Source organism: Leclercia sp. 29361 (assembly GCF_011290365.1).
Taxonomy (GTDB): Bacteria; Pseudomonadota; Gammaproteobacteria; order Enterobacterales; family Enterobacteriaceae; genus Enterobacter; species Enterobacter tamurae.
Genome location: NZ_CP049786.1, coordinates 3,282,611 through 3,309,435 on the forward strand (window position 1 = coordinate 3,282,611; position 26,825 = coordinate 3,309,435).

Annotated in this window: 17 protein-coding genes, 1 tRNA gene and 1 pseudogene; 7 read left to right on the forward strand and 12 right to left on the reverse strand. The window is 56.6% G+C overall.

Annotated features, from left to right (window positions below; translation table 11 throughout):
* Window positions 1-10 precede the first annotated feature (10 nt).
* A complete protein-coding gene (gene yejM, locus G7090_RS15715; protein ID WP_106995382.1) occupies window positions 11-1,771 on the forward strand; it encodes an LPS biosynthesis-modulating metalloenzyme YejM in 1,761 nt (586 codons plus the stop codon).
* Window positions 1,772-1,842: 71 nt separating this feature from the next.
* Window positions 1,843-1,919, forward strand: a tRNA-Pro gene (locus G7090_RS15720).
* Between the two features lie 50 nt (window positions 1,920-1,969).
* Here the strand turns inward: G7090_RS15720 and G7090_RS15725 are convergent.
* The 3 genes from G7090_RS15725 to G7090_RS15735 all read right to left on the reverse strand — a co-directional run bounded on the left by G7090_RS15725 (window position 1,970) and on the right by G7090_RS15735 (window position 4,935).
* Window positions 1,970-3,373, reverse strand: coding sequence for a DUF1996 domain-containing protein (locus G7090_RS15725; protein ID WP_166183016.1), 1,404 nt, complete (start codon window positions 3,371-3,373; stop codon window positions 1,970-1,972).
* Between the two features lie 91 nt (window positions 3,374-3,464).
* Window positions 3,465-4,649 carry an MFS transporter gene (locus G7090_RS15730; protein WP_166183017.1) on the reverse strand — a complete coding sequence of 395 codons (1,185 nt, stop codon included), beginning with the start codon at window positions 4,647-4,649 and terminating at the stop codon, window positions 3,465-3,467.
* Window positions 4,650-4,674: 25 nt separating this feature from the next.
* The gene (locus G7090_RS15735; protein WP_106995385.1) at window positions 4,675-4,935 is read right to left on the reverse strand and encodes a DUF2534 family protein; all 261 of its coding nucleotides are present in this window, start codon (window positions 4,933-4,935) and stop codon (window positions 4,675-4,677) included.
* Between the two features lie 192 nt (window positions 4,936-5,127).
* Between G7090_RS15735 and eco the strand changes: the two genes are divergently transcribed.
* Window positions 5,128-5,625, forward strand: coding sequence for a serine protease inhibitor ecotin (gene eco / locus G7090_RS15740; protein WP_166183018.1), 498 nt, complete (start codon window positions 5,128-5,130; stop codon window positions 5,623-5,625).
* A gap of 36 nt (window positions 5,626-5,661) precedes the next feature.
* Here eco and mqo read toward each other — a convergent pair whose 3' ends face one another.
* Window positions 5,662-7,317: a malate dehydrogenase (quinone) gene (mqo, locus tag G7090_RS15745; protein ID WP_166183019.1), complete on the reverse strand. Its 1,656-nt coding sequence runs from the start codon at window positions 7,315-7,317 to the stop codon at window positions 5,662-5,664.
* Window positions 7,318-7,505: 188 nt separating this feature from the next.
* Here mqo and G7090_RS15750 point away from each other — a divergent pair.
* Window positions 7,506-8,796 (forward strand): annotated as a pseudogene (locus tag G7090_RS15750) (SulP family inorganic anion transporter).
* On the opposite strand, the gene mgtE reads toward G7090_RS15750, so the two are convergent.
* The 6 genes from mgtE to G7090_RS15780 form a co-directional block, all read right to left on the reverse strand.
* On the reverse strand, window positions 8,759-10,195 hold the full coding sequence (mgtE, locus tag G7090_RS15755) for a magnesium transporter (protein WP_166183021.1): 1,437 nt from the start codon (window positions 10,193-10,195) through the stop codon (window positions 8,759-8,761). The pseudogene G7090_RS15750 and the gene mgtE sit on opposite strands and share 38 nt — an antisense overlap.
* 140 nt (window positions 10,196-10,335) lie before the next feature.
* Window positions 10,336-11,979: a multidrug ABC transporter permease/ATP-binding protein gene (locus G7090_RS15760; RefSeq protein ID WP_166183022.1), complete on the reverse strand. Its 1,644-nt coding sequence runs from the start codon at window positions 11,977-11,979 to the stop codon at window positions 10,336-10,338.
* Window positions 11,980-12,055: 76 nt separating this feature from the next.
* Complete coding sequence (gene alkB / locus G7090_RS15765; protein WP_166183023.1) at window positions 12,056-12,706, reverse strand: DNA oxidative demethylase AlkB; 651 nt, start codon at window positions 12,704-12,706, stop codon at window positions 12,056-12,058.
* Complete coding sequence (ada, locus tag G7090_RS15770; protein ID WP_166183024.1) at window positions 12,706-13,770, reverse strand: bifunctional DNA-binding transcriptional regulator/O6-methylguanine-DNA methyltransferase Ada; 1,065 nt, start codon at window positions 13,768-13,770, stop codon at window positions 12,706-12,708. Before ada ends, alkB begins: the two co-directional genes overlap by 1 nt.
* A gap of 72 nt (window positions 13,771-13,842) precedes the next feature.
* On the reverse strand, window positions 13,843-14,898 hold the full coding sequence (apbE, locus tag G7090_RS15775) for an FAD:protein FMN transferase ApbE (RefSeq protein WP_166183025.1): 1,056 nt from the start codon (window positions 14,896-14,898) through the stop codon (window positions 13,843-13,845).
* Between the two features lie 121 nt (window positions 14,899-15,019).
* Window positions 15,020-16,135 (reverse strand): porin OmpC, encoded by a 1,116-nt coding sequence (locus G7090_RS15780; RefSeq protein WP_166183026.1) that lies wholly within the window; start codon window positions 16,133-16,135, stop codon window positions 15,020-15,022.
* Between the two features lie 738 nt (window positions 16,136-16,873).
* Here G7090_RS15780 and rcsD point away from each other — a divergent pair.
* Together rcsD and rcsB are read left to right on the forward strand one after the other, a co-directional pair.
* The gene (rcsD, locus tag G7090_RS15785; protein ID WP_106995395.1) at window positions 16,874-19,546 is read left to right on the forward strand and encodes a phosphotransferase RcsD; all 2,673 of its coding nucleotides are present in this window, start codon (window positions 16,874-16,876) and stop codon (window positions 19,544-19,546) included.
* A 16-nt stretch (window positions 19,547-19,562) separates the two neighbouring features.
* Window positions 19,563-20,213, forward strand: a complete 651-nt coding sequence (gene rcsB, locus G7090_RS15790) for a response regulator transcription factor RcsB (protein ID WP_106995396.1) — start codon at window positions 19,563-19,565, stop codon at window positions 20,211-20,213.
* A gap of 115 nt (window positions 20,214-20,328) precedes the next feature.
* On the opposite strand, the gene rcsC is transcribed toward rcsB, so the two are convergent.
* Together rcsC and gyrA are read right to left on the reverse strand one after the other, a co-directional pair.
* The gene (rcsC, locus tag G7090_RS15795; protein WP_166183027.1) at window positions 20,329-23,172 is read right to left on the reverse strand and encodes a two-component system sensor histidine kinase RcsC; all 2,844 of its coding nucleotides are present in this window, start codon (window positions 23,170-23,172) and stop codon (window positions 20,329-20,331) included.
* A gap of 143 nt (window positions 23,173-23,315) precedes the next feature.
* Window positions 23,316-25,952 carry a DNA topoisomerase (ATP-hydrolyzing) subunit A gene (gene gyrA / locus G7090_RS15800; protein WP_166183028.1) on the reverse strand — a complete coding sequence of 879 codons (2,637 nt, stop codon included), beginning with the start codon at window positions 25,950-25,952 and terminating at the stop codon, window positions 23,316-23,318.
* A 132-nt stretch (window positions 25,953-26,084) separates the two neighbouring features.
* On the opposite strand from gyrA, the gene ubiG reads away from it, so the two are divergent.
* Entirely contained in the window at window positions 26,085-26,813 is a 729-nt protein-coding gene (gene ubiG / locus G7090_RS15805) for a bifunctional 2-polyprenyl-6-hydroxyphenol methylase/3-demethylubiquinol 3-O-methyltransferase UbiG (RefSeq protein WP_106995399.1), read from the forward strand.
* Window positions 26,814-26,825: the final 12 nt, after the last annotated feature.

Here is a 26,825-nt window from a genome sequence, read left to right on the forward strand (position 1 = left end):
ACGACAGTTTATGGTGACGAATCGTCAGCGCTACCGTGAAAAAGTCTCCCAGATGGTTAGCTGGGGGCACTGGTTTGCCCTGTTTAACATTCTGCTGGCGATGGTGCTGGGCAGTCGTTATCTGTTTGTCGCCGACTGGCCGACAACACTGGCCGGACGCGTCTATTCGTGGATGAGCGTCATAGGCCATTTCAGCTTTCTGGTCTTCGCCACCTATTTACTGATCCTCTTCCCGCTGACCTTTGTCGTCATGTCGCAGCGGCTGATGCGGTTTGTCTCCGCGATCCTGGCCACTGTGGGCATGACGCTGCTGCTTATCGACAGCGAAGTCTTTACCCGTTTCCACCTGCATCTAAATCCTGTCGTCTGGGAACTGGTGATTAACCCCGACCAGAACGAAACCGCGCGTGACTGGCAGCTGATGTTTATCAGCGTGCCCATTATCCTGCTGATTGAGATGCTGTTTGCCACCTGGAGCTGGCAAAAGCTGCGCAGCCTGACGCGTCGTCGTCGCTACGCCAAACCGGTTGCCGCTCTGTTCTTCGTGGCCTTTATCGGCTCGCACTTCATGTATATCTGGGCGGATGCCAACTTCTATCGGCCGATCACCATGCAGCGCGCAAACCTGCCGCTCTCCTATCCGATGACCGCCCGCCGCTTCCTCGAGAAACACGGCCTGCTGGATGCGCAGGAGTATCAGCGCCGCCTGATTGAGCAAGGCGATCCCGAAGCGGTATCGGTGCAGTATCCGCTCAGCGATCTGCGCTACCGTGATATGGGCCAGGGCCAGAACGTCCTGCTGATCACCGTTGACGGCCTGAACTACTCGCGCTTTGAGAAGCAGATGCCGACGCTGGCGGAGTTTGCCGATAAGAACATCAACTTTACCCAGCATATGAGTTCCGGTAACGCCACCGATACCGGGATCTTCGGCCTGTTCTACGGCATTTCGCCGGGCTATATGGACGGCGTGCTGTCGTCGCGTATTCCTGCGGCGCTGATCACCGGCCTGAATCAGCAGGGTTACCAGCTGGGGCTGTTCTCGTCTGATGGCTTCAGCAGCCCGCTCTTCCGTCAGGCGCTACTGTCCGACTTCTCTCTGCCGGCCACCCGCAGCCAGTCCGACGCTCAGACCGCCGGACAGTGGATCAGCTGGCTGAACCGCTATGCCCAGGACGATAACCGCTGGTTCTCCTGGGTTGCCTTCAACGGCACCACCCTGGATGACAGTAACCAGAAAACCTTTGCCCGCCGCTACGCTCAGGCTGCCGGCGATGTGGATGCCCAGATTGCCCGGGTGCTGAACGCCCTGCGTGAATCCGGCAAGCTGGAGAATACGGTGGTGGTGATCACCGCGGGTCACGGCGTGCCGCTGGGCAACGAGCGCAACGATGTCGACTGGTCCCGCCCTCGCCTGCATGTTCCGCTGGTGATCCACTGGCCTGGCACGCCATCGCAGCGCATTAACATGCTGACCGATCATAAAGATGTGATGACCACTCTGATGCAGCGTCTGCTCCACGTCAGCACGCCAGCCAATGAGTATTCCCAGGGGCAGGATCTGTTCAGCGCCACCCGTCGCCACAACTGGGTGACCGCCGCCAGCAACAATACGCTGGCCGTCACGACGCCAGCCCTGACGCTGGTCCTGAGCAGCAACGGGAATTACAAAACCTATAACCTGCAGGGTGAAAAACTCAACGACCAGACGCCGCAGCTCAGCCTGCTGTTACAGGTGTTGACGGATGAAAAACGGTTCATCGCTAACTGATTCAAAATTAATCAGTTAACCTGAACTGACCTTGCATTAAACGCGGAAATAGGTAGTATAAATTTTCGTGTCGGCACGTAGCGCAGCCTGGTAGCGCATCGTCATGGGGTGGCGAGGGTCGAGAGTTCAAATCTCTCCGTGCCGACCAAAAATTCCTCAAAAAAAACCAACCGCTTGCGGTTGGTTTTTTTATGCCTGTCAGATTTCCGGAGTATGTTTGTACCCGGTCAGCATCAGCATCAGGCTCTCTCTGGAATCCGCCGGGCTGAACTGGTAGTGGTTGCCCTGACGGTCGCCACCGATGTACCAGGAGATCTCGGTTTTCCCTGCGGCCAGCGCTTTACGCACCGCCTTGTCGACATCCACCATCCGATACTCACGCTTGTTGTTGAGATACAGGATCGCATCCGAACTGTAATTACAGGAAGGCCGTTTTTTCCAGGTAACGGTGGCCGGATCCCAGTCGTTGCTGGCGGGATAGAAGAAGATCTGATCCGCGCCGTTAGCTTCGACTTTCCCACCGAAGATACGCAATTTGTACTTAAACAGGGACGGATCCTGGCCGGTCGGCAGCGCAGGGATCTTAAATTTCACCAGGCTCATGGTCTCGACGTTACGGGTACGACCGCCGTTTTTCCAGTTATCCTGGATTAACAGGGTCTGTGCCGTCGGAACCGGCGTGGTTGGCGCCTCGCTGCTCACCCAGACGTTGGCCTTCGCTTTCGAATAGCCATACGGAACGTTGGTGCCGCAATCCATGCCCTGGTTCATGCACATCTCGGTCATAAAGCGCGCCCCCTCTTCGGTCCAGCCGTTCATAAAGTCGGCATGGGCGGTGTACAGACTGCCCCAGAGCTCCTCGCGCGCGTCGCCGTTCATGGTGGGATCGAGGGACAGCTGCGCTTTAGCGGTATCCAGGGAGGTGATACCGTGCAGCACGTAAGCCACGTTCATGTTCACTGTCGGGATCTTCACCGGGAAACCGGAAGGACACTGCCCTTTCACATCATAGGCCGCGTTAGCCATCCCGTGGTGCGGCTTCAGGTTGATGCCATCCCAGCAGTTGGGGAACTGGATGCCGATGTTAAACTGCACCGCATCTTTGGCTTTTCTCAGGCCGCACACCTCCCCAATTTTATTGCTGTAACCTTTGCCGTTGGCACATAAAAAGGTGATCCGCGAGTTAGGCCTGGTGCCGTGATGATCCCCCGCCACCATCGCCAGCCCGGCAGGGAACGGGCTGAGGGGATATTGATCGACGTTGTTCGCCTGGTAGTAAGTTTTCTGGTAAGCAGGCTTGACCACCGTGCCGTCCGGGAGACGCAGGGAGGGTACCCAGTAGGCCGAGCTGTCGGCTTTGTTATCGCAGGTGGTTTCTGACTGCTTGCGCAGCGAGGCATAGGATGAGAACGCATCGGTGCGGGTGTTGCCAAAAAAGTCGTGCCACATCGCCTGATTGACTTTGCCGAACATCATTACGGCGTCATCCCCCAGAGTGTGGTTGTAAGCGCAGACAACGTGCGCCTGCGGGCCGGCATGAGCGTAAAGTGACGGCAGCAGCAGAGCTGATGCCAGCGCGGAATACAGTGTGGTCCTTTTCATAAAAATCTCCTGATAGAAAGGACCACATTGGTAACAAAACGGCGCTAACTCTCCGAATTTTTAACGGAATAATTTTCCGCAGTTGCGCACTTTACAACGCTGCCGGTCGCCTGAGGAGATAAGCCAGGGTCACGAGGCAGATCGCCGCTCCGGCGTAGAAGGTATATTCCGCCCCCCACACTTCCCAGATGATCCCCGCGCCCAGGCTGGCAATCAGCAGCGCCACGCCGCTCACCATGCTGAACAGACCAAAGGCGGTACCGCGCAGATCGGCGGGTGCCGTTTTCGCGATCATCGCGGTGAGCAGTCCCTGTGTCATCCCCATATGGATGCCCCACAGCGCCACGCCGAGGATAATCCCCGCCCAGTGGGTGGTGAGCGCCAGCACGATATCCGCCGCGATCAACACTACCAGCCCCCACTGCAGCAGGCGGGTGTGGCTCATGACGTCAGAGAGTTTGCCGAACGGATAAGCAGAAAAGGCATAAAGCAGGTTCATGGCGACCATCACCAGCGGGATCAGCGCCAGCGGAATATCCGCCTGCTGGGCTCGCAACACCAGAAAGGCCTCACTGAAGCGGGCCAGGGTAAAGACCGCGCCGAGACCAATCACCCACCAGCAGCTCGCCCCGAGGCGTTTCAGATTCTCTTTTTTGATCGGATTGGTGCGTTTATGGGTGACGGGAGATGCGGGTTCATGCAGGCCAAAAAAGAGCAGCGCGACGGCAAGCACGCCGGGGATAACGGCGATCCAGAAGATGGTGCGGAAATCGTCGTTCCACAGCAGCATCATGCCGACCGCCAGCAACGGACCAAGAAACGCGCCGATGGTGTCCATCGACTGACGCAGCCCGTATGCCGCCCCGCGCAGTTCCGGCGGCGTCACGTCGGCCACCAGCGCGTCACGGGGCGCGCCGCGGATCCCCTTCCCTACCCGGTCAATTAAGCGTGCCCCGAGGATCATCCCCGACGAGGAGGCGAGCGCAAACAGTGGCTTGCTGGCTGCACCCAGCCCGTAGCCCAGCAGCGCCAGCCCTTTGCGTTTCCCCAGATAGTCGCTGATGGCGCCGGAGAAGACCTTGACGATCAGCGCCGTGGCTTCCGCCAGTCCTTCGATAAGGCCAATAAAGATGACGCTGGCACCCAGCGTAGTCACCATAAACAGCGGTAACAGGCTATGAATGATCTCCGAAGAGATATCCATCAACATGCTGACGCCGCCAACCACCCAGACCCCTTTGGGGATCCGGCTCAGCGTGGAAAACCGGGAGACCATGCGCCACTCCTGCTAGCGGGAAAACTCAGTGCTTATCGCTGTCCCCGAGGAAAAAAATCCCCAGCGGAATGGCCAGCAGAACGGTAAAGACCGTGCTGTAGACCAGCACCATCGCCGATTGCAGAACGTACATGCTGGTGGTCCACGACGTCAGCGGGATGTTGTACTGCTCAATCACACCGACGATCGTCACACGGCCCACTCCAATCACCGCGATCATAAACACCGTCAGCAGTGCCAGCAGAAATTTTTTCCCGGCCGGCGTGTTAAGTTTTTGGCGTACCATGCATTTATTCCTTCACAGATGAATAACAATGATTGCCGCTCACCCTACCACGAACGTCGCCCCGGCACCAATCCAGTATTTAAAACCACAATAAAGGCAAATAACCAGTGATATAAACCAGATATAAATAAAATAAAGGCAATAAACACCACTTATGATAGTGTAGGCGTGAATCGTTTGACATAAAAAGGAATGACTGTGAAAAACGCACCTAAAAGCGTCGTCGCCCTGCTGGCCCTGGCCTGTGCCAGCGCATATGCCGCCCCTGCCGCTCAACCGCTTGAGAAAACGGCCCCGTATCCGCAGGCGGAGCACGGGATGAAGCGCCAGGTTATCGACCTGCCCGCGCAGAAAGATGAAGCAAATTATAAAGTTGAGCTGTTGATCGGCCAGACGCTGGAAGTGGACTGCAATGTGCACCGCCTCGGCGGGCAGTTAACCAGCAAGACGCTGGAAGGCTGGGGCTATGACTATTACGTCTTTGATAAGGTCACCTCGCCGGTCTCTACCATGATGGCCTGTCCGGAAGGGAAAAAGACCGCCAAATTTGTGACCGCTAACCTGGGTGAGCACAGTCTGCTGCGCTACAACAGCAAGCTGCCGATTGTGGTTTATACGCCGGAAAACATTGAGGTGAAATACCGCATCTGGCAGGCCGACGAGAAGGTCGGGAACGCCGTCGCGCGTTAATAAAAAAGCCGGGTCAGATAACCCGGCTTTTTTGTATCAGAGCGCGATATCCGCGACCGGTTTGTTTTCCGGCTGGGAAGTCGCCTGCGGCTCAGCCTGAGGCGCCGCATCCGGTGCCTGCGGCTTTTCATACTTCAGCTGCAGTACGCGGCTGGTGTACTCCAGCTCCTGCTCGGTAGCGTCAACGTTGCCGTTCAGCGCCGTACCGTAAGACGGAATAATGGTCTTCAGCTTCGCCTGCCATTCCGGGCTGGCAACTTTGTCTTTGAACACTTTTTCCATCAGATGCAGCATGATCGGTGCAGCAGTGGATGCCCCCGGGGATGCCCCCAGCAGCGCGGCCACGGTGCCCTCTTTATCGCTGACCACTTCAGTGCCCAGACGCAGCACGCCGCCTTTCTCTTCGTCACGTTTGATGATCTGCACGCGCTGACCCGCCTGCCACAGACGCCAGTCTGCCTGCTTCGCGTCCGGGTAGTACTCTTTCAGCGCCTCAAAGCGATCGTCATCGGAGAGCATGACCTGGCTAATCAGGTATTTCACCAGATCGAAGTTATCCAGACCGACATCGACCATGGGTCCCACGTTCGAGGTGGTGGTAGAGCTAAGCAGATCCCACAGCGAACCGTTCTTCAGGAACTTGGTTGAGAAGGTCGCGAACGGCCCGAACAGCACCACGCGCTTGCCGTCAAGAATACGGGTGTCGATGTGCGGCACCGACATCGGTGGTGCGCCCACGGACGCCTGACCATACACCTTCGCCAGATGACGGTTCACCACTTCCGGGTTTTCCGACACCAGGAACTGGCCGCCAACCGGGAAGCCCGCATAGTTTTCCGCTTCCGGAATACCGGTTTCCTGCAGCAGCTTCAGCGCCGCGCCGCCCGCACCGATAAAGACGAACTTCGCCTTGATGACGTGCTCTTCTTCATTGTGCTTGAGATCGGCAACGGTCACGCTCCAGGTGTTGTCCGCGTTACGCTTAAAGCCGCGCACTTCGCTGTTCAGCGACAGGTTGAAGTTCTCTTTTTTCTGCAGAGAGCCCACCAGCTGACGGGTAATTTCGCCGTAGTTCACGTCGGTACCAATTTCGGTCCGGGTGGCGGCCACTTTCTGGTTCGGGTCTCGCCCTTCCATGACCAGCGGCGCCCACGCTTTGATCTGAGCGTGATCTTCGGAGTACTTCATCCCGCGGAACAGCGAGCTTTGCTGCAGGGCAGCATAACGACCGCGCAGGAAGTTAACGTTGTCGTCGCCCCAGACAAAGCTCATGTGCGGGACGGTGTTAATGAAGCTGTGCGGATCGTGCAACACGCCGCTGTTCACCTGGTGAGACCAGAACTGACGGGAGATCTGGAATGCTTCGTTGATCTCCACGGCTTTCTCAATGCTGATAGAGCCGTCTTTCTTCTGCGGAGTGTAGTTCAGCTCCATTAAGGCCGAGTGGCCGGTACCGGCGTTATTCCAGCCGTTGGAGCTCTCCTGCGCCACGCCGTCCAGGCGTTCAACCATGGTCATGGACCAGTTCGGCTCAAGTTCGTGCAGATAGGTTCCCAGCGTGGCGCTCATGATCCCGCCGCCAATTAACAGAACGTCCGTTTCCTGATCCTGCGATGCCTGAGCCTTCGCCGCCATCGGGGCAACGCTAAAGCTTGCCGCCGCAGCCAGCAACAGGGCAGTCATTTTTTTCATAATTAGTGCCTTCGTAATAAGCGTTTTGTTCGCTATGTATGCAGATGAAGTCGATTGCGGCGCCACGGTAGCAATAATTAAATATTGTTTAAAGGTTAAATAATTATTGTAATTATGATAATTAATGTCGCGATGTTTGTAGGGGCATGACGCTGCCGGGCTGGCAACCTGGGCGTTTTCCCGCTACTATGCTGCCCTTTGTGATCGGCCGCACAGATCCTGCCCAGCGCCACTAACCTGCGAAAAACTATGTCTCAAACCCATACCTCTCCCCGGACCTTATCGGTTCTGCGTTCTCCGTCGCTGTTGATGCGTGAAACCCTGGCCGGTGTCATCACCGCCCTGGCGCTCATTCCGGAGGTCATCTCCTTCTCGGTTGTGGCGGGTGTCGATCCGAAAGTGAGCCTGTTCGCCTCGGTGGTGCTGTGCCTGGCGCTGTCGGTAATGGGCGGACGCCCGGCGATGGTGACCGCCGCTGCGGGTTCCGTGGCGCTGGTGATTGGGCCGATGGTTCATCAGCATGGCGCGCAGTATATTCTGCCGGCGGTGCTGCTGGCGGGCCTGATCCAGATCCTGTTTGGTGCGCTGGGGATGGCGCGCCTGATGCGCTTTATTCCCCAGTCAGTGATGACCGGGTTTGTGAACGCGCTGGGGATTTTAATTTTCTTTGCCCAGGTGCCGCATTTCTGGAGCAAAAGCCCGCTGATTGTCGGCCTGTTTGTTCTGACTCTGCTGATTGTGCTCTGGGCGCCCCGCTACATTAAAAGTATTCCTTCTCCGCTGATTGCGATTGTAGTCCTGACCCTGTTTACCGTTACCAGCGGCCAGCTGCTGCCGACCGTCGGCGACGAAGGCTCGATCGGCGGCGGTCTGCCGGGGATCACCCAGATGCTGGTGCCGCTTAACCTGCATACCCTGAGCATTATCTGGCCCTGCGCACTGAGCATTGCCTTTGTTGGCCTGATGGAGTCGCTGCTGACGGCGAAACTGGTGGATGAGCTGACGGCCACGCCGTCCAGCAAGCGCCGCGAGAGCATGGGGCTGGGCGTAGCCAATATCATGGCGGGCTTTTTTGGCGGGATCGCCGGGTGCGCGATGATCGGTCAGACCATCGTTAACGTCGAAATGGGTAAAGGCCGCAGCCGCGTCTCCACCCTGGCCGCCGGGCTGGTGCTGCTGTTGCTGGTCACTGCCCTGAGCGACGTGATGGCCAAAATCCCGATGGCGGTGCTGGCGGGGATCATGGCGATTGTCGCGGTGAAAACCTTCAACTGGCACAGTATTCAGCCGGGCACCGTCAAAGAGGCCCCTGTGGCTGAAACGCTGGTGATGCTGGTGACCGTCGCGGCCACCGTCTCAACCGGCAATCTGGCAATTGGCGTGCTGGGCGGGATTATCCTGATGGCGATCCTCCCTGCCCGCCTGCGACGCCATAACGCCGCTACAGCAGAAACAGCGTCGCCAGACCAAGAAAAATAAAGAACCCGCCGGTATCGGTGATAGCGGTGATCATCACGCTCGACCCCACTGCGGGGTCGCGCCCGAGGCGGGTCATGGTTAACGGAATGATCACCCCCATCATCGCCGCCACCAGCAGGTTCAGCACCATCGCCAGGGTCATCACCCCGCCCAGGGCCATATCGTCGTATAGCCACCAGGTGATACCACCCATAATTCCGCCCCACACCAGGCCGTTGATCAACGCCACGCCCAGCTCACGCAAAATCAGGAAGGTAAAGTTGCCCGGCTGAATGTGCTGCAACGCCAGGGCGCGCACAATCATGGTGATGGTCTGGTTACCGGTATTGCCGCCAATGCCTGCCACGATAGGCATCAGCGAGGCCAGGGCCACCAGCTGGGAGATGGTGTGTTCAAATCCATCGATGACACGGGAGGCAATAAAAGCGGTACAAAGGTTGATCGCCAGCCACGCCCAGCGGGTTTTCACCGCCTTGCTCACCGGGGCATAAACATCCTCTTCCGCACTGAGGCCCCCGAGGGCGCGCATATCGTTGTCGGTCTCTTTATAGACCACATCAACAATCTCATCGATGGTCAGTCGCCCTAACAGCTTGCCCACGGCGTCCACTACCGCGGCGCTGAGCAGGTTGTCACGCTCAAAGGTACGGGCGGCTTTTTCAGCATCATCTTCCGGGGAGAAGAGCATCGGCTGGGGGTCCATCACCTCGCTGACCTTGCTCTGGGCGCTGTTGAGCAGAATGGTCTGCAGCTCCAGCTCGCCGAGCAGGGTTTTATCCCGGGAAGTCACAAACAGCTTATCGGTGTTTTGCGGCATTTTACCGAGCCGGCGCAGGTAACGCTGGACCGTGCCCAGGGTGACGTCCGGGCGCACGGTGATCACGCTGAACTCCATGATCGCCCCGACGCGGTCTTGCTCATAGTGCATGACCTGGTGGACGCGGGCGCGTTCCTGAGGCGGCAGCGACGCCAGCAGGCGTCCGGTCAGGTTGCGCGGCAGGTGCTGAACGAGATAGATCTGATCGTCGATATCCAGGGTACGCAGCGCATCGAGGATCGCGTCGTCGCTCATCTCATCGATTAGATCTTCCCAGACGTTCTCGGACGCCTCCACCAGCACCTGACCACGCTCGTGATCCTGCACCAGCCGCCACAGGGCATGGCGCTCTTCCGAAGGTAAGGCTTCGAGGGTGTCGGCAAGATCCGGCGGCGGTAAATGGGCTACCAGCGCCCCTACCTCAGCAATATCGTCGGCTAAGGTGCCGACGTCATATTGCTCAGCCAGGGTGAGTTTACCCAGCAGGGTAGAGGTAAGCGCTTTGTCGGTGGTCATCAACCAGATCAGGCGCGCACGCTCTTCATCGCGCAGCCGTGCGCTGTTCTTATTCAATACAGACATAATTCATAAATCCATTAAATGAGTTGGCATTAAGCATAGCGTGGGGTTGTGTAAATTTTAATAAACGAATCGGCGGGAAGAACAAAAAAGCGGCAGTTACAGACCGGGGACGGCGAAACCGCCCCCGGCATATTTGATACTCAGGCGGTACGGGCTACCGCATCACGCGACGCGGCATCACGTTCAGCGCCGGTCAACTCACTCAGCTGACCGCTGCGCATCTCCAGCAGGCGGTCGGCATGAATAAAGTAGTGATCGTCATGGCTGATGGCGAAGATGGTTTTACCCATCTGCTGCATCAGCGGCAGCAGTACCTGGTAGAACTCGCGGCGGAAATGCGGGTCCTGATCGGCTGCCCACTCATCCAGCAGAATGATGTCGCGCTCTTCCGCCAGCGCCAGCAGCAGCGCCACGCGCTTCTTCTGCCCTTTCGACAGCTTCAGGTTGAGGATCTTGCCATTCTGCAGCTCCAGCTTGTGCGACATTTGCAGATGCGCCAGCCACTTCTCCACCAGCGCCGGATCGGCCTGCTTGCCTTCCGGGCCCAGCAGCTGATCGAACAGCCACACGTCGGTGAACACCGCAGAGAACAGCTTGCGGTAATCTTCCGGTTTTTCGGCGCTCAGCGGTTTACCGTCCAGCAGGATCTCCCCCGACTGGGGCTGATACAGGCCGGTGAGGAGCATCGCCAGCGTCGATTTTCCGCTGCCGTTACCGCCAATCAGGAACAGCAGCTCGCCGCGGTTAAGGGTTAAGTTCACCGGTCCGACAGAGAAGTCGTTGTCCTGATAGGTAAAGGTGACGTTGCGCAGCTCCAGCGTCTGCCAGTCCGGGAAGGCCTGCGGGCGCGGGAATTCCGCTTTGTAAGGGGCCAGCGAAAACTTGCGCAGCTTGTTAAAGGCCACCTGGGCGCTGAGCAGGGTCGGCAGCGCACCGACGGCGGAGAGCAGCGGCGTACGCAGGAACAGCAGGGTCAGCGAGTAGGTAGCGGCGACGTTGGTATCCGCCCAGCCGAGGCTGTTCGCCATCCAGAAGACCAGGCCAATCGCCCCCAGCATCATGATATTTGACCAGTTGACCGCGCTCAGGTGGAAGGTATCGGCCCGCACAATGTGGTGGCGATATTCGCGGGCATCCGGGATATAGAGGTTATTGAAGATGTGCTCGGCGCGCTCGCGGTTCAGGGTCAGCTCTTTGCGCCCTTCCAGCACCGTCTGATAGTCGTTATAGAGCTTATCTTCGGTTTCACGCAGCACCGCCATGTGTTTATAGACGCGCGACACCAGCATGTAACCGCCCCAGATGGTGATCACAATCCACAGGGCGGTGATCGCCAGCATTTTGGTGGAGAGCCAGGCCAGATAAGCGGCTGACCCGAAGGTCAGGATAATCCCCTGCACCAGCTCCGGCAGACGCACAAAGGCGATGGTGATTGAGCGCACATCGCTGGTTAAACCGGCCAGCAGAGAGGCGCTGCCCAGCTGCTCGACGCGTTCAACCTGGGTATCCAGAATACGCTTGATAAACTCGCTGCGCAGGCGGAAAACGAAGTGGTGACCGAGGGTGGTAAGCGCCAGCTGCGAACCCAGGGTGACCGCCATCAGCAGCACCAGCAGGCCGAGAAATTCCGGCAACACCATCAGGGTGGTGTCCACCGTTTCAATTAAACGCAGGTTAATAAAGGCGATCAGCCCAATGCCCAGGGCGGCACTGAGCAGGCTTAAGGCCATCACCGCAATAAACGGCCAGCGGTATTGACGCCAGACCAGTAACAGGAGTTCCATGCAGAGCAATCCAGACAAGAAAAAACAGCCAGCAGTGTAAACTGCTCGCCACTTACATCAAGAATAATTCTTATTTTTATTCGTTATTCGCCGCCTGACGGAAGGTCAGGTTGTAGCGATACTCCCCTGTGACAGGGTGTTCTCCCGGCTTAAGGGGCTGGATACCGTGATAAAACAGGCGGGATGGCCCGCCCCACACCACCACGTCACCATGCTCCAGCAGCAGGCGTTGCAGCGGATCGTTACGGCGTAATCCGCCGAACTGGAAGACAGCGGGCAGGCCGAGTGAGACCGAGACAATCGGTGCCCGCAGGTCGGCTTCGTCCTTATCCTGATGCAGGGAGAGTTTAGCCCCGATGGCGTAGCGGTTGATCAGACAAGCGTCCGGCTTAAAGTCGGGATAACCAGCCGCGCAGGCCGCATCATGGCACAGGGCGGCAAAAGCGTCCGGCATTGGCGGCCAGCGGGTATCAGTCAGGGGATCGTCCGGAGAATAGAGGTAGCCGCATTGATTGGTAGTCCAGCCCAGTCCGCCGCAGTTGGTCATCGCCACCGACATGGTGTATCCCCCCGGGGTGACCATCTGGCGAAACGGCGAGGCGCTGGCGACCTGTTCGATCCCCTGCATTAACTCCGGGGCCCCTGCCCGCGCAAAGCGGCGCAGGATCACCGCTCCGGGCGCCAGCGGCTCCTGCCAGGGTTCAGCATCCGCAAAAAGATCCAGCATTATACCTCCTCTTTATTGGCTTCACGGCGCAGCAACGCCGCTTTACGGGCCGTGCCCCAGCGGTAGCCCGAGAGCCCGCCGTCGCTACGCACCACCCGGTGGCAGGGGATAATAATCGCCAGCCTGTTGGCGGCACAGGCCCGGGCCACCGCCCGCACCGCACCGGGATGACCTATGGCGTTGGCCACCTGCTGATAGCTCGCGGTCTCCCCGCCCGGAATGGCACACAGAGCCTGCCAGACCTGACGCTGAAAGGCGGTACCGCGAATATCCAGTGGCAGGGCCAGTGCCACGGCGTGATTATCCACGCTGGCGATCACCTGGGCGACGCGCGCGGCGAAGGCGGCATCGGCCTGTTCTCGTTGGGCGTGGGGAAAGAGTGTCTCCAGCTCGGCAATCAGGGCGCGGTCCTCATCCCCGGGTAAAATGGCGCAGACACCGCGTGCGCTCTCCGCCACCAGGCAGCGCCCCAGCGTGCAGTTGCTCAGGGCATAGCGCACGGTGGTTTCCTCCCCGCCGTTGCGGTACTGCTTCGCCGTCATACCCAGCGTGGCGTCAGCCTTGCGATAGTAACTGCTGCTGTCGGGAAAACCCGCCGCCAGCACCGAATCGGTGATCTTCTCGCCCTGGGCCAGGGCGTCGCGGAGTCGTTTCGCCCGGGCCGCCTGCTGCCAGGCTTTCGGCGTCATGCCGGTGAAGGATTTGAACAGACGATGCAGGTGATACGGGCTCACCGCCACCGCTTGCGCCAGCATGTCCAGCGTCAGCGGTTGCTCCTGCTCCAGTAAGCGACAGGCTTTTTCGATGGTGGCGATCCGCTGCGCCTGGGGATCCTGTTGATCCGGGCGGCAGCGCTTGCAGGGACGAAAACCCGCCAGCTCAGCCTGACGGGCATCGGCGTAAAAGCGAACGTTTTCGCGCAGAGCGTGGCGCGCCCGGCAGGAGGGACGGCAGAAGATGCCGGTGGTCTGTACGGCAAACACAAACTGACCGTCGGCACTCTCATCGCGGGCCAGCACCGCCAGCCAGCGTTGATCATCATTTATCAGGTTCGGCTTTTTCATGATCGGCTCCTTATATAAGCATACGCCTAGCCTGCCTGAACGCCACCCGACAAAAACCTGCAACCTTGCTTTTTAATTCGCCCCGTTGACGAGGAAGCTGGCGAACTGCGGGGACATCCAGGTTTTGAAGCCCTCCCCTTCGCGGACGATCATATAGACCGCCAGACCCTGCTCGCGCACGATCTCTTTGGCTTTCTCTGTACCCAGCACCATCAGGCCGGTATCCCAGGCATCGGCCTCCAGCGCTGTCGGGGCGATCACCGTCACCGACACCAGATTGTGCGTAATCGGGCGGCCGGTCTGGGGATCGATCACATGGGAGATGCGTTTTCCGTCCAGCTCATAATAGTTACGGTAACTGCCGGAGGTGCTGATGCCGTGGCCGTTAATATCCACAATGGCCTGCACGGCATTTTGCCGATCGGTGGGTTTCTGGATCGCCACGCGCCAGGGCTTATCGCTGGCATTCATGCCGCGGCTGACCAGCGCCCCGCCCACCGACACCAGGTAGCGCGGGATCCCCTCTTCGGCCATCAGTTGTGCCAGGTGATCGGCGGCATAGCCCTCTCCGACCGTCGATAGATCAACGAACAGATCGGGGATATCTTTTTCGAGGTATTGCTTGCCGGACTGATTGATGACCGTCAGATGCTGCAGGCCCGTCTGCGCCCGGGCATCGTCAATCTGTGCCTGATCGGGAGTTTTCACCGGCTGTTTGTTCGGGCCAAAGCCCCAGAGGTTAACCAGCGGACCGACGGTGATATCCATCGCGCCGTTGGTTTTATAACCCACCCGCAGTGACTCGGTGACGATATCGGCCATCGCCTCACTCACCGGCCAGGGGGAGGTGCTCTGGGAGTGATTAAAGCGCATCAGGGCGGAGTCATTTTTATAGGTAGACATCAACTGGTCATCGCCGTCCAGCTGGGACTGGATCTTCCCACGCAGCTCTTCCGCCCGGGCCGCCGGGAGATCAATCACGCTAACGCGCCAGAAGGTGCCCATGGTTTTGCCTTCCAGCACCGTCGCGGCAGCGGTTTCGCTCTTGACCGGAGGGGTGGGTGCATCGCACGCAGACAGCATAAAAAGTGTCGCCAGAAAACCGACGCGCAGAAAAGTAATTTCCATTGGTTATTATCCTCAAGCCTGAGACCGGCAAGAGTACACTAAAAAGCAGGCTTTGTAAGGGGCTGATAGTAAGGCCAAAAAAAGGGGCCAGTTGGCCCCTTTTTGCACTACTGCGTAAGACTTAGAACTGGTAAACCAGGCCCAGGGCTACGATGTCATCAGTGCTGATGCCGGCACGGTCGGTGAAGGCATTTGCATCCAGCAGGTTGATTTTGTAATCAACATAGGTGGACATGTTTTTGTTGAAGTAGTAAGTCGCGCCAACATCAACATATTTCAGCAGATCCTGGTCGCCGTTACCTTCGATGTCCTTACCTTTAGACTGCAGGTAAGCCACGGATGGACGCAGGCCGAAGTCGAACTGGTACTGTGCAACCACTTCGAAGTTCTGTGCTTTGTTCGCAAAGCCGTAAACAGCGTTGTCGGCGTCGCTCTGAGAGTCACCAAAACGGGTCGCGTTGTAAGTCTGGGAGTACTGCGCTGCCAGATAGATGTTATTCGCGTCGTATTTCAGGCCACCGCTATACACTTCAGCGTGGTCGCCACGGCCATAAACGCCTGGGCCGTTCTGGTCTGCGGTACGTTTGGAAGAGGCTGCTGCTGCACCCACGCTGAAGCCTTCGCCCAGGTCATAGGTCAGGGAGCCGCCGAAGCCGTCACCATTCTGTTTCAGCAGGCTACGACCGGTGTCGTTTTCACCGCTGACGCTGCCGTTTTTACCCTGGTACTGCAGAGCAAAGTTCAGGCCTTCAACCAGACCGAAGAAGTCCTGGTTACGGTAGGTCGCAACGCCGTTACCACGGGATTGCAGGAAGTTGTCAGAACCGTAGGTGTCGCCGCCGAATTCTGGCAGAACGTCGGTCCATGAGGTTACGTCGTAGATCACGCCGTAGTTACGACCATAGTCGAAAGAACCTGCTTCAGCGAATTTCAGACCGGCGAAGGCCACACGCGTCCAGGACTGATTGCTGCTGCTTTCAGTGTCATTAGCCTGAACGTTGTATTCCCACTGACCGTAGCCAGTGATCTGATCGTTAACCTGAGTTTCGCCTTTGAAGCCGATACGCATGTAGGTCTGATCGCCATCAGCGCCTTCGTCATCAGAGAAATAGTGCAGACCGTCTACTTTGCCGTAGAGATCTAATTTGTTGCCGTCTTTGTTGTAAATTTCAGCCGCATTTGCTGCGCCTGCTACCAGCAGTGCTGGTACCAGGAGGGACAGTACTTTAACTTTCATTATTTTAACCCTCTGTTATATGTCTTTTATTACCACTGCTTACTGATCAACCCTCTTAACCAGTCGGCAAGTTCATTCTCCTCAAAAATACAGAATAATCCAATAAGAATATGATACGAAAACTTTTAAGATGTTTCATATTGCCGCATAGATGTTTCAATTTGTAAAAATGAGGGAACTTTTTTGCCGCACGCAAAGTTAAAAAATAAAGCACTAAAAAACAAAATTTTAAAATTAATCATTAAATTCAATAGGTTAGAGAAAAATTCATTATAGCACTGATTGCCAAAACAAAAATTCATCCGGCTACTAAAATATCTCTCGCTATCATCATTAACTTTATTTATTACCGTCATTCATATTTGAATGTCTGTTTATCCAGAATTGAACCGAATGCAATGCGTTCGGTTTTTTTTTACCTTTCTTTACGCAAATCCCGCATATTTGTGCTACCCGCCTGAAACTATAACGACTATTAATTAAATCTTAGCGTGCTATTTTTAAGCTTAAAAATAGAATGTCTAATTTAATTTCTTGTTAATTCGTGCTATTTTTTCCATATATTGTCCCTTATTTGTACAATGAAAGTTCGACCGTACAGATTTAAGACATCCCTTCTGCCTCATGCAACGGAGCGAAAAAGTCAGCCTCTAAGTGGCGTGAAGCTGGAAATTCGATTATTACGCTTTATACTGCCCTATTCGCCTGAAGCGCAGCCATAACGGGTTAAACACATCAATGAGTCAGTCAGAAACCACAGCCGCGAACAAATTTTCTCTGCTTCCGGGCAGTATTACCCGTTTCTTTCTTCTATTGATCGTTGTGCTGTTAGTGACCATGGGCGTAATGGTACAGAGCGCGGTGAACACCTGGTTAAAAGACAGAAGCTATCAGATTGTTGATATCAGCCACGCCATGCATAAACGTATCGACACCTGGCGCTACGCAACCTGGCAGATTTACGACAACATCGCGGCCACCCCAACGACCTCCTCCGCTGAAGGATTGCAGGAGACGCGCCTGAAGCAGGACGTCTACTATCTGGAGAAAACGCGGCGCAAAACCGAAGCCCTGATTTTTGGCTCACACGACAGCGCTACGCTGGAGATGACCCAGCGCATGTCGACCTATCTCGATACGCTGTGGGGCGCGGAGACCGTGCCCTGGTCGATGTACTATCTCAACGGTCAGGACAACAGCATGATCCTGATCTCCACCCTGCCGCTGAAAGACCTCTCCTCCGGTTTTAAAGAGTCGTCGGTGGGTTCGATTGTCGATTCCCGTCGTGCGGAGATGCTGCAGCAGGCCAATGCCCTGGATGAGCGCGAAAGCTTCTCTTCCCTGCGCCGACTGGCCTGGCAGAATGGCCACTACTTTACCCTGCGCACCACCTTCAACCAGCCAGGCCATCTGGCGACGGTGGTGGCCTTCGATCTGCCGATCAACGATCTGATCCCCCCGGATATGCCGCTCGACAGCTTCCGCCTCGAGCAGGACACTTCGGTGCAAAACCAGCGCGCGCAGACGGACAAAGAGAGCCCCGATAGCGTCTCGATCTCCTTTAACGGATCGAAAATCGAGATTGCTTCCTCCCTGAACACCACCGGTATGCGTCTGGTCTGGCAGGTGCCTTTTGGTACGCTGCTGCTGGATACGCTGCAAAATATCCTGCTGCCGCTGCTGCTCAATATCGGTTTGCTGGCGCTGGCGCTGTTTGGTTACAGCACCTTCCGCTCGCAGCCGGGTCGCCAGAGCGATGTTCCCGTCGCCAGCGGCACCAGCAACGAGCTGCGCGTCCTGCGCGCATTGAATGAAGAGATTGTCTCGGTGCTGCCGCTCGGTCTGCTGGTGCACGACCAGGAGGCCAACCGCACGGTGATCAGCAATAAGATCGCCGATCACCTGCTGCCGCACCTGAATCTGCAGAACATTACCAGCATGGCAGATCAGCATCAGGGCGTGATTCAGGCCACCATCAACAATGAGCTGTACGAGATCCGCCAGTTCCGCAGCCAGGTGGCGTCGCGCACACAGATTTTTATCATTCGCGATCAGGATCGCGAGGTGCTGGTTAATAAAAAGCTCAAGCAGGCTCAAAGGCTGTACGAGAAGAACCAGCAGGGCCGGGCGGCCTTTATGCAGAATATTGGCGACGCCTTCAAACTGCCGTTGAAGGCGCTGGCCAGCGAAGCAGCGCAGTTAAGCAGCCCGGAAAGCCTACAGCTGTCCAGTCATGCCGATACGCTGGTGCGCCTGGTGGATGAGATCCAGCTCGCCAATATGCTGGAAAATGACAGCTGGAAGAGCACCGCTACGCTGTTCTCGATTCAGGATCTGATCGATGAGGTGGTGCCGGAGGTGCTGCCGGTCATCAAGCGTAAAGGGCTACAGCTGCTGATTAACAACCCGCTGCGCGCCAACGATGAGCGCCACGGCGACCGTGATGCGCTGCGTCGCATCCTGCTGATGCTGATCCAGTACGCGGTGACTACCACCCAGATTGGCAAAATCACGCTTGAAGTGAGCAGCGATGAGTCGGCCGATGACCGTCTCACCTTCCGTATCCTCGATACCGGCGAAGGGGTCACGGCCAGTGAAATCGACAACCTGCACTTCCCGTTCCTGAACGATACCCAGGGTGACAACTACGGCAAAGCCAACGCCCTTACCTTCTGGCTGTGCGATCAGCTGGCACGTAAGCTTGGCGGTCACCTGAATATCAAAGCCCGTGAGTCGCTGGGCACCCGTTATTCATTGCATGTGAAAATGCCGGCCACCCCGCAGGAAACCGAGGACGATGAGGGTCTGCTGGACGACGTGGTGATCATGGTGGATGTGACGTCGAATGAGATCCGCAGTATCGTGGTGCGTCAGCTGGAAAACTGGGGTGCGACCTGTATCTCCCCGGACGAAAGGCTGGCAAGTCAAGAATATGATCTCTTTTTAACGGATAATCCGTCTAATCTTACTGCCTCGGGCTTGCTTTTAAGCGATGATGAGCCAGGCGTGCGAAAAATTGGCCCCGGCCAGGTGCGCGTCAACTTTAATATGAGCAATGCGATGCAGGAAGCTGTACTACAACTAATAGAGGAGCAACTGGCGCAGGAAACGATCCCGGAATCCCCACTGGGCGGCAATGAAAATGCCGAACTGCAGGCCAGCGGCTATTATTCTCTCTTCGTAGACACAGTACCAGATGATGTTAAGAGGTTGTATACTGAATCCGCCGCGAACGACTTCGCAGCGCTGGCTCAGACAGCACACCGGCTCAAAGGGGTGTTTGCCATGCTTAATCTGGTTCCAGGCAAGCAATTATGTGAAACGCTGGAACATCTTATTCGTGAGAAAGATGCCGCCAGCATAGAAAAATACATCAGCGACATTGACGATTATGTCAAAAGCTTGCTGTAGCAAGGTAGCCTTATACATGAACAATATGAACGTAATTATTGCCGATGACCATCCGATTGTACTGTTCGGTATTCGCAAATCACTTGAACAGATCGAGTGGGTGAATGTAGTCGGCGAATTTGAAGACTCCACAGCACTGATTAATAACCTGCCAAAACTTGATGCGCACGTGCTCATCACCGACCTTTCCATGCCTGGAGATAAATACGGTGACGGGATCACGCTGATCAAATACATCAAGCGTCATTTCCCGAGTATTTCGATCATCGTGCTGACCATGAACAACAACCCGGCCATTTTAAGTGCCGTTCTGGATCTCGATATCGAAGGGATTGTCCTGAAACAGGGCGCACCAACCGATCTGCCAAAAGCGCTGGCCGCGCTGCAGAAAGGGAAGAAATTTACCCCGGAAAGCGTCTCCCGTCTGCTGGAAAAAATCAGCGCTGGCGGTTACGGTGACAAACGTCTGTCACCGAAAGAGAGCGAAGTGTTGCGTCTGTTTGCAGAAGGTTTCCTGGTAACGGAAATTGCCAAGAAGCTGAACCGCAGCATCAAGACCATCAGTAGCCAGAAGAAATCTGCGATGATGAAACTGGGTGTGGAAAACGATATCGCCCTGCTGAACTATCTCTCTTCCGTGACCCTGAGTCCGGCAGATAAAGACTGATAACTACATGCCCGGCGGCATGGTAAATGTAAAAAGGCAACGTAAGTTGCCTTTTTTTATGTTTGCACCCTCTCCCGGTGGGAGAGGGTTGGGGTGAGGGCATCAGGCCGCACTCCTATACTCGCGTTTTCCTCACCCGCTCCGCGTACACCGACAGCGTCTGTTTCAACACGTCCAGCGTCACCGGCTTGGAAAGACAGCTATCCATCCCCGACTCCAGACAACGCTGCTTCTCTTCTGCCAGCGCATTGGCGGTGACGCCTACCACCGGCAGCGTCAGGCCCAGCTGGCGAATACGCTGGGTGAGGCGATAGCCGTCCATGTTCGGCATGTTCACGTCACTCAGGACGATGTCGATATGGTTTTTGCTCAACACGTTCAGCGCATCCACGCCATCGTTCGCGGTTTTACACTGATAGCCCAGCGAGCCCAGCTGATCGGCCAGCAGACGGCGGTTAATCGGATGGTCATCCACCACCAGGATCATCATGTCCTCGTTCAGCGACTGCGCTGATTCCGGGGACGGCAGCGCTGCCGAGCCATCGCCTGCGTCCATCTCGATACGATAGATGCGCGCCAGCAGCGCAATCAGCTCGTGTGGCGAGGCCACGCTGTTCACCCACTCGCCGTGGGCACGCTCCTGAGCAATACCGATATGGCGACGGCAGAAGATCACCGCCGCTTTGCCCTGCCACGGCTGCGTCAGCTCATCGTCGGTGAGGAGTATGTCTTCCGCATCCGGTGTTTGCCCGGTGTAGCGCGCCACACGAATACCGTGCGGCGTCAGCAGGGACTCCAGATAGGCATACAGCGAGGCATTATTGACCGCCAGCCAGCAGCGTTTATCACTTAATCCATCCACCACGATGCTCGGGGACTGCGCGGCATAGAGCGGAATGCGGATGGTAAACTGACTCCCCATACCCGGCTCGGTATCCACCGAGATATCGCCGTCCATCATGCTGATCAGTTTTTCACAAATCGCCAGCCCCAGACCGGTACCCTGGAAGTTACGCTGCACCCCCGTTCCCACCTGGAAGAACGGATCGAAGAGTTTGACCACCTCTTTGGCCGGAATACCCACACCGGTGTCGCGCACGCGGATGCTCAGATAGTCCCCTGCCCTCGAGACATGCATCACGATGCAGCCCATATCAGTGAACTTAATGGCGTTGCTGAGCAGGTTGGAGATCACCTGCTGCAGGCGCATCGGATCGCCCTCCAGCGATACCGGCACGTCCGGCTCAATAAAGCAGTACAGCCCCAGCTGTTTCCGCACCACCAGCGGCAGATAGTTGGCGCTGATATGGTTCATCACCTCGCGCGGCGAGAATTCGCGCGGTTCAATTTTCAGCTGTTCGGACTCAATTTTGGAGAAGTCGAGAATATCGCTGATAATTTTCAACAGCAGGCTGGAGGAGTTGTTCATCGCCGTCACCAGACGGTCAACGCCCCGGGGCAGCTCTTTAGTCTGCAGCAGATCGAGGTTACCGATAATTCCGTACAGCGGGGTGCGCAGCTCGTGGCTGACGGTGGCGAGGAACATCGATTTCGACTGGCTGGCCTGTTCAGCCGACTGGGCCATATCCTGCAACGACTCTTCCATTTTGACGCGCGCGGAGACATCCACCAGCACGCAGATGGCGACGTTCTCATTGCGATAGCGCGAGTGCACAAAGCTGATCTGCAGGTTGGTGTTGTTGCTGGTCAGCACGTCGACGAAGTTGACCTGCTGCCCGCAAATGATCTGCGTCAGCCGCTGCCGGTCCTCGTGTGTCAGCATATTCAGATAGTTATGCGCCAGCTCGTTACTGAGGATGTTGGTACCGTCCAGGGTACGCAGAATACAGATCCCCACTGGCGCAGAGGCGACAATCTTGCGGTTGAACTGCTCATGCTCTTCGAGGCGCTGGGCGTCGATCTCCGCCGGAATAAAGATTTTGCGCTCGTACATCCGCGCCAGCGTAAACAGCGCAATCCCCACCAGCACGTTCAGCAGTACCGAATTGAGGATCAGCATGCGGATACGCTCCAGCACCAGATCCACCGGAACGGAATAGACGATGCTCAGGGACGATGGCGGCAGGCTGTTTTTCAGCACCAGATCGCGGAAACCGGAGGTATAACCAAACCACGAACGCTCCTGCATCCAGCGAGGGTCAACCTTGAGCCGGGTTTCCGGCCCCGCCAGCGAGATCAGGGAGTGGCCATTTTCATCAAGAATAGTCACGCCCATCGGCAGGTTGCCGGGGGTGAAAAAGTTCTCCATGCGGATAGTCTGTTCAGTGCCGAGCATCGCCTGCAGGCGGTTGGCCAGATAGACCGGCGTCATGGCGTAAAAATACCCTACCCCTGGACGCGGGCCCTGGCTTATCCAGAACAGATTGTTGCCGCGCTCATCCTGCGGCGCATTGCGGTATTTCATGATCCGCTCGTGCAGGCTTTTCAGGGCGTTATCACGATCCATCGGCACGTCACGCAGGCCAAAGTTGGCCATACAGAGGTTTTCGCTACCAATCAAAAAGACCCGGTTAAGATCGTAAGCTGCCGAGAAGTTATCGCGCCAGTAGCGCATAAACCAGGCCAGCGACTCCAGTGACCCGCGCCATGCCGGGCCCATCGCAGAGCAATCAGAATCGGGGAACAGCGGCTCAAAGCTGGGCACCTCGGTTTTGCTGTCGCGCCCACGGGTGGCCAGCACGCCGTTTTCCGCCGTCAGACGGTTCTCGGCGATGTACTTGAGCTCCTTCATGACGTCTGCGGTGCGCTGAATGTAGCGCTGGGACTGTTCGTAGCTGAGATTAAATTCCTGACGGATCTCCGACTCCTTCTGGTGCAGCGCGTTGACGATGTAAAACACCGAAAACAGGGCGATCAACACCCAGATCAGGAGCGCCAGCGCCCGAAACAGATAGCGAGAAACTTTCAGCGTGGTTCGAAAGGAGACGAGGTATTTCAAGGGGGCGAGGCTCCGCCATCAGGGTCAAAAGGAATGGGCTTAAGGTAGCGGTAAACGCGCGCGGTCGCAATGTTCGGTTGTCTGCAATTGCGTGTGCTACAAAAGAAAAGGGCCGGAAACCGGCCCTTTATCGTCAGGAGACGTTACTCTTCAGCATCATCCGCTGCATCGTCGTCGGTGTCCGCTTCCGGTGCGATCTCATCGTCACCTTCTGCGACGCTGCCGTCGATGGAGTCGAGCTCTTCGTCATCCACCGGCTCAGCGACGCGCTGCAGACCCACTACGTTTTCATCTTCCGCAGTACGGATGAGGATAACGCCCTGGGTGTTACGGCCCACCACGCTGATCTCAGACACACGGGTACGCACCAGCGTACCGGCATCGGTGATCATCATGATCTGGTCGGCATCATCAACCTGGACCGCGCCAACAACGGAGCCGTTACGCTCGGTCACTTTGATCGAGATAACGCCCTGAGTGCCGCGGGACTTGGTTGGATACTCGTCCTGGGCGGTACGTTTGCCGTAGCCGTTCTGCGTGACGGTCAGGATTGCACCTTCGCCACGTGGAACAATCAGGGAGACCACACTGTCTTCGCCCGCCAGTTTGATGCCGCGAACGCCGGTCGCGGTACGACCCATGGCGCGCACGGCGCTCTCTTTAAAGCGCACCACTTTACCGGCGGCAGAGAACAGCATCACTTCGTCGGAACCGGAGGTCAGATCCACACCAATCAGTTCGTCGCCTTCGTTCAGGTTGACGGCGATGATACCGGCAGAACGTGGACGGCTGAACTCGGTCAGAGCGGTCTTCTTCACCGTACCGCTGGCGGTCGCCATAAAGACGTTCACGCCCTCTTCGTACTCACGTACCGGCAGGATTGCGGTAATACGTTCGTTCGCTTCCAGCGGCAGCAGGTTAACGATCGGACGACCACGCGCGCCACGGCTCGCTTCCGGCAGCTGATAAACCTTCATCCAGTACAGACGACCCCGGCTGGAGAAGCAGAGGATGGTGTCATGGGTGTTGGCCACCAGCAGGCGGTCGATAAAGTCTTCTTCTTTAATACGTGCTGCAGATTTGCCTTTACCACCACGACGTTGTGCTTCGTAGTCGGTCAGCGGCTGATATTTCACATAGCCCTGATGAGACAGGGTGACCACCACGTCTTCGCGGTTGATCAGATCTTCAATGTTGATATCAGAACTGTTGGCGGTGATTTCAGTGCGACGCTCATCGCCAAACTGATCGCGGGCCAGCTCCAGCTCTTCACGGATCACTTCCATCAGACGATCGGCGCTGCCAAGGATATGCAGCAGCTCGGCAATCTGTTCCAGCAGCTCTTTGTACTCGTCGAGCAGTTTTTCGTGCTCAAGGCCGGTCAGTTTCTGCAGACGCAGATCCAGGATGGCCTGAGCCTGCTGTTCGGTCAGGTAATACTGGCCATCACGTACGCCAAACTCTGGCTCCAGCCACTCCGGACGCGCAGCGTCATCGCCCGCACGTTCCAGCATCGCAGAGACATTCCCCAGCGCCCATGGCTGAGCCACTAAGCCTGCTTTCGCTTCGGCAGGGGTTGGGGCACGACGAATCAGCTCGATGATTGGATCGATGTTCGCCAGCGCAACCGCCAGAGCTTCAAGGATGTGTGCACGATCGCGAGCTTTACGCAGTTCGAAAATGGTACGACGGGTCACCACTTCACGACGGTGACGGACGAACGCGCTCAGGATATCTTTCAGGTTCATGATCTTCGGCTGACCATGGTGCAGCGCAACCATGTTGATGCCGAAGGAGACCTGAAGCTGCGTCAGGGAGTAGAGGTTGTTAAGAACCACTTCCCCTACCGCGTCACGTTTGATCTCAATCACGACGCGCATGCCGTCTTTATCAGACTCATCACGCAGCGCACTGATCCCTTCAATACGCTTCTCTTTAACCAGCTCGGCAATCTTCTCGATCAGGCGCGCTTTGTTCACCTGATACGGAATTTCGTGGACGATAATGGTCTCACGGCCGGTTTTGGCATCGGCTTCCACTTCGGCGCGGGCACGAATATAGATCTTGCCGCGACCGGTACGGTACGCTTCTTCAATGCCGCGACGGCCATTAATGATGGCCGCAGTCGGGAAGTCCGGACCCGGGATGTGTTCCATCAGCCCTTCAACGCTGATCTCTTCATCGTCGATATAGGCCAGGCAGCCGTTGATCACTTCCGTGATGTTGTGCGGTGGAATGTTGGTCGCCATACCTACGGCGATACCGGAAGAACCGTTTACCAGCAGGTTAGGGATCTTGGTTGGCATCACATCCGGAATGCGCTCGGTGCCGTCGTAGTTATCAACGAAGTCAACGGTCTCTTTTTCCAGATCGGCCATCAGTTCATGGGCGATTTTCGACATACGGATTTCCGTATAACGCATCGCCGCGGCGGAGTCGCCGTCAACCGAACCGAAGTTACCCTGACCATCAACCAGCATGTAACGCAATGAGAATGGCTGCGCCATACGGACGATGGTGTCATAAACTGCTGTATCACCATGCGGGTGATATTTACCGATTACGTCACCAACGACACGGGCAGATTTTTTGTAGGCTTTATTCCAGTCATTGCCCAATACGTTCATGGCGTATAGTACGCGACGGTGTACCGGCTTAAGTCCATCGCGGACATCCGGCAGCGCACGGCCAACAATGACCGACATCGCATAATCCAGATAGGAGCTCTTCAGCTCTTCCTCGATGTTAACCGGTGTAATTTCTCTCGCAAGGTCGCTCATCTAACCGCTATCCCTCTACTGTATCCCGGATTCAAAGGTCGGAAATTATAACACACACGCTTAGGTTTAAACTAATTTGCTTTGTTATCCTGATATACTTCCTCGTCTTTAAATTACGGAGTAAAAGCGTCCATGAATGCGGAAAAATCCCCGGTGGCTCCCAACGTTGACCAGGAAGAGATCGCCAAATTCGAAGCCGTCGCCTCGCGCTGGTGGGATCTTGAAGGTGAGTTTAAACCCCTGCACCGCATTAACCCCCTGCGTCTGGGCTATATCGCCGAGCGTTCCGGCGGCCTGTTCGGTAAAAAAGTGCTCGATGTAGGTTGCGGCGGCGGCATCCTGGCAGAGAGCATGGCGCGCGAAGGCGCTACCGTGACCGGCCTGGATATGGGCTTCGAGCCGCTACAGGTGGCGCGACTGCATGCGCTGGAAAGCGGCGTTCAGGTGGAGTACGTGCAGGAAACCGTCGAAGAGCACGCGGCGAAACATGCCCATCAGTATGACGTCGTCACCTGCATGGAGATGCTGGAGCACGTTCCCGACCCGCAATCGGTGGTAAAAGCCTGTGCGGCACTGGTGAAACCGGGCGGCCAGGTGTTCTTCTCCACCATCAACCGCAACGGCAAGGCGTGGCTGATGGCAGTAGTCGGTGCGGAATACGTGCTGCGGATGGTGCCAAAGGGCACGCACGACGTGAAAAAATTCATCAAACCCGCTGAATTGCTGGGCTGGGTCGATGGCACCTGGCTGAAAGAGCAGCACATCACCGGGCTGCATTACAATCCCCTGACCGACAAGTTCAAACTGGCACCGGGCGTGGACGTTAACTACATGCTCCATACCACTGCAAAAAAAGAGTAAGGTTAGCCACTC